At 73.4% G+C, this 3,900-nt stretch carries 6 protein-coding genes; all 6 read right to left on the bottom strand.

All coding sequences use genetic code 11. The annotated features are described in order from the left end of the window. Positions 1–1,020: SRPBCC family protein (locus JNW89_RS30200; RefSeq protein ID WP_238451670.1), on the bottom strand; the 1,020-nt coding region annotated here is incomplete at its 3' end. 2 nt (positions 1,021–1,022) lie between these two features. Further along, positions 1,023–1,448, bottom strand: a complete 426-nt coding sequence (locus JNW89_RS30195) for a hypothetical protein (protein WP_238451669.1) — start codon at positions 1,446–1,448, stop codon at positions 1,023–1,025. A gap of 290 nt (positions 1,449–1,738) precedes the next feature. Further along, positions 1,739–2,248, bottom strand: coding sequence for a GNAT family N-acetyltransferase (locus JNW89_RS30190; RefSeq protein WP_238451668.1), 510 nt, complete (start codon positions 2,246–2,248; stop codon positions 1,739–1,741). Positions 2,249–2,403: 155 nt separating this feature from the next. Further along, positions 2,404–2,721 carry a hypothetical protein gene (locus JNW89_RS30185; protein ID WP_238451667.1) on the bottom strand — a complete coding sequence of 106 codons (318 nt, stop codon included), beginning with the start codon at positions 2,719–2,721 and terminating at the stop codon, positions 2,404–2,406. Further along, positions 2,718–3,302: a hypothetical protein gene (locus JNW89_RS30180; protein ID WP_238451666.1), complete on the bottom strand. Its 585-nt coding sequence runs from the start codon at positions 3,300–3,302 to the stop codon at positions 2,718–2,720. Before JNW89_RS30180 ends, JNW89_RS30185 begins: the two co-directional genes overlap by 4 nt. A gap of 222 nt (positions 3,303–3,524) precedes the next feature. Further along, positions 3,525–3,900: DUF3263 domain-containing protein (locus tag JNW89_RS30175; protein ID WP_238451665.1), on the bottom strand; the 376-nt coding region annotated here is incomplete at its 5' end.

Genomic DNA, 3,900 nt, shown 5'->3' with positions numbered 1-3,900 from the left:
CCCCTCGTCGTAGTCCTCGCCCTCGTCGTACTCGTCGTACTCGTCCGCCGGGGGCCGGCGGCGCTCCGGCGGTCGACGGCGGCCGCGCTCGGCGGGCCGGCGCTCCTCGCGCTCCTCCTCGGGCTCCTCCGGCTGCTCCTCGGCCCGGCCCCGCTGCTCCCGCTCCTCGCGGGCCTCCTGCTCCTCGCGCAGCGCGGTCTCGTGGTCCTTGACCACCTGGGAGTCCTCGATCTCGCCCCGCCAGCCCTCGACGGAGTCCGGGTCGAGCACGGTGTTGGTCATCACGTGCCGGACGAAGTGCTTCAGCTCCAGCCGGACCCGTCGGCCCTGGGCGCGCCAGAGATTGCCGGTGTGCTCGAAGAGCCCCTGCGGGTGGTACTCCAGGACCACCAGGATGCGGGTCAGGTCGGGGGTCAGCTCGTGGAAGCTGACGGTGCCGTCCACCGAACCCTTCTCACCCTTGGACCGCCAGTGGATGAGCCGGTCCGGGATCTGCCGGACGATGGTCGACTCCCAACTCCGGTGCGACCAGAAGACCTGCGCCTTCCAGGTCATCTTCTCGTCCGTCTCGCAGTCGGCCTGCTCGACCTTCTTCATGAAGCTCGGGAAGTCGCCGAACTGGGTCCACTGGTTGTACGCGAGCCGGGCCGGCACGCCGACCTCGATCGTCTCGACGATGTTGGTGACCTTGAGCTTCTTGCCGCCACCCTTGCCAACCTTGCCGCCGCCACGACCGAACGCCGACATCACCTTCTCCTTACCGCCGGCCAGGCCGGCCCGGAACATGGCCTTCACGGGGGATTTGCCCTCGGCGAGCTGCTGAGCGCCGGTGGCGGCGGCGATCAGGCCGGGGCCGCCGCCCTGTTTCGCGTACTCGCTGAGCCGGCCGGTGGCGCCGGTGATCCGCTCGGTGACCACCGAGACGGCTCGCTCGCCGATCGCGGACGCCAGGTCCCGCAGGTCGGCACCGAGCTGCTCCTTCGCCCGGTTCGCCAGGGCGCCGGGATCGTTGGCCGCCATGGTCACCGCCCCCGCTTCGACGTCGCCGGGTCGGCGCCGCCCTCACCCGGCTGCGGCTGGTCGCCCAGTTCCTGCTCCTCGTCGGACGCGGACCGCTGCCTGTCGTCGCCCCCACCTCCGCCGGACCTGCGGCGCAGGGCGTCCGCGCCGCCGCGCAGCTTGCCGCTGATGGCGTCGATGCCGCCGCCGGCGGCCGCGCCGGCGGCAGCCTTGCCGGCCGAGGCGAGCGGGCCACCCAGCTTGCCGAGGCCCGCCAGATGGGGGGACGAGGTCAACAGGTCGGTGCCACGCTTGAGCAGGTGGGGATCACGGCTGGCCCGCCCGGCGGCGACGGCGGCGGCCAGGGTGAGGGCGGTACGCAGCTTCTTCCGGCGGCCGAGGACGTATCCGAGACCGACCGCGAGGCCGACCCGCATTCCGCTCTTCATCGGTTCTCCTTCACTCCCCCGGTGGTCGGGACGACCCGATTCCACCGAGGGCCGGAAACCAGCACCGGGGGGGAATGCGCACGGTGGTCCTGCGGCGGGACGTCCCGTTCTTACGGACCCGGGCGGCAGTACCCGTCGGCCCCGGCGCAAAACATTTCCCGGCAATTCCTTGTCCCATTGAGGCAAGGAGGGGAAGGAGTCGTCCAGGCGGCGACCAAGGCCGCAAACCGGACAGTCAGAACGCGCCAACCAGGAACGGCGCGAGAAGGATCAAATCCCGCGAAGAATTGTCAGAATGCCGGCGGAGTGGCGTCGAGGCAGATTTTGGCGTGGACCTTGTCGCCATTTTCGAGCAGTTTTGCGCCGCATTTCTTCAGCACCTGTACAGCCCCGATGTTGTCCTGGGTGGTGTCCGCGACCACGGCGTGCATGCCGGCCGCGGCGGCCTCGTTGAGCAACTCGCGCAGGGCACCGACGCCGAGGCCCTGGCCGCGCGCCGAACGCCCGAGCCACATCCCCGTCTCCACCACGCCGGGCTCCTCGCAGCGGCTCATCCGCACCATGCCGACCACCTCGCCACCGGCGACGATCGCGTACATGCGGGTGCGGGTCGGACCGTCGAGCCCGGCGAAGCTGGCCCGGTGGAACTCCCGGAACGCCTCCCGACGGGCCAGCGACCAGCCGGCGGGCGCCTCGACCGGGGGCATCACGTCACCCGGCTCCGCCTCGGCCACCGCTACGGAGAGCAACGGCTCCAGGTTCCGCTCGTCCAGTCGCTCCAGTCGTACCGCACCCGTCACAGTGCCGCAGTCTGCCGGTACCGCCGCCGGTCGTCCAGCCCTTCGGGCGGCGAATGGCCCTCTGGTCGAAGGTACCGGCCGGTCGTCCCATCGGGGTGTTCCGCGTCACGCTCCGCTGTCGGTGCCAGCGCCGCCACCGGCCGGGCCGCGCGGGCTCAGCTTCGGGACGGGAACTCGCAGAGCACCGCCGAGGCGTCGTCGGCGCGCTTGTGCCGGCGCAGCCGCTCGGGATGGTCGCGCTCCGCGGCGCGTACCTGGTCGATGAGCGCGCCGGGCCCCTGGGTGCTCACCAGGTCGAGCAGTCCGGCCCAGTCGAAGAGGCCGAACTGCTCCACGGCACTGGACGCGCCGTCGGAGAGCAGCACCGCCCGGCGGACCGCGTCCGGCCCGCGCAGCGGCAGGGTCCCGGTGACCGCGTGGTAGGCCGCGTCCGGGTCGGTCGCGGCCACCCAGTAACCGTGGGTGCGGTTCATCCGCTCCCGCTGCACCTGCACCGCCTGCCGGAACCGGGTTTCCGCGTCGACCTCCCCGGCCGCAGTCCCGCCACGATCCGGCGCAGGTCGGCCAGCGCGTCGTCCAGCCGGTCGTCGGAGATGACCTCGACCCGGCCGCCGAGGTCGAGGACCAGCGGGCTGTCGCAGAGCACCAGGTAGTCGACCTCGTCGCCGCCCTCCCGGAGCAGGCAGACGGTCGCCGAGGGGGTGCCCGGATGGTCCAGGTCGCAGGCGTCCCCGTGGTCGGCGCGGACCGCCAGCAGCGCCGCGGCGAGGCTGCTCACCAGGGTCGCCGCCGGCCGGGCGGCGACGGCCAGCCCGATCCGGGCGGCCAGATGGCGGACGAACCACGCGGGCCCGTGCACGCACCCGGTGTCGAAGCCCTCCGGCACGGTGGCCCCGTCGAGGACGCCCACCAGCGGACCGAACCGGAAGACCGTGTCCTCGTTCTCCAGGCGGCCGGGCGCCGCGACCGAGGCGGACCGCACCCGCATCGCGTACGCCTCGCCGACGGTCCGCACCGTGTGCCCCGCCGGGTGCCGCGCCTCCGGTCCCACCATCAGCCCGCTCCCCTCGCCGTCGTCCCGAGAGCCCGGCTACCCGGCCCGGCCCACGCCATGCCCGTCACCGGCGCCGCCCGGATTCGGACGAAGCCGCCGGTAAGCGCCGGTCACCGACGGTAGCGGCAGCACCCGGCACGGCGTGGCCCGGGCAGACAGCTCACCCGGTGGGCACCGACCTTCCCAGCCGGCGGCGACGGCCCGCGCACGGACGGGAAGTGCTCAGCGCCGGCGGTTGCGGGCCCGCGAGGAGCGCAGCCGGCGCAGCCGCCCGACCAGCAACGGCTCGGCGGCGAGCGCGGCGGGCCGGTCCAGCAGGGCGTTGAGCAGTTGGTAGTAGCGGGTGGCGGAGAGGCCGAAGGTGTCCCGGATGGCCTGTTCCTTGGCCCCGGCATGCTTCCACCACTGCTGTTCGAAGGCGAGAATCCGCTGCTCCCGCTCGGTGAGGGTGTCCGCCGTGCCCGGTCCGCGCTGCGCGGGCACCGGTTCGACCGACGGCCCCTCAACCTCCGGCGCGTCGTCCGCCATGGCGGCGAGGACGGCCGCGGCGTCGACGGGCTCCGGGGCGTCCTCGACCGGCGGCGCGCTGCGCGGCGGG

It is taken from the genome of Micromonospora sp. 4G55 (assembly GCF_016803375.1).
The sequence above is the reverse complement of the archived record's forward strand: the minus strand, read 5'-3'. Positions and strand labels throughout refer to the sequence as shown.

Excerpts from the sequence above, each read along its gene's own strand:
- JNW89_RS30180 (WP_238451666.1), bottom strand. The coding sequence starts at position 3,302 with ATGGTGGGACCGGAGGCGCGGCACCCGGCGGGGCACACGGTGCGGACC.
- JNW89_RS30195 (WP_238451669.1), bottom strand. The coding sequence starts at position 1,448 with ATGAAGAGCGGAATGCGGGTCGGCCTCGCGGTCGGTCTCGGATACGTC.
- JNW89_RS30185 (WP_238451667.1), bottom strand. The coding sequence starts at position 2,721 with ATGAACCGCACCCACGGTTACTGGGTGGCCGCGACCGACCCGGACGCG.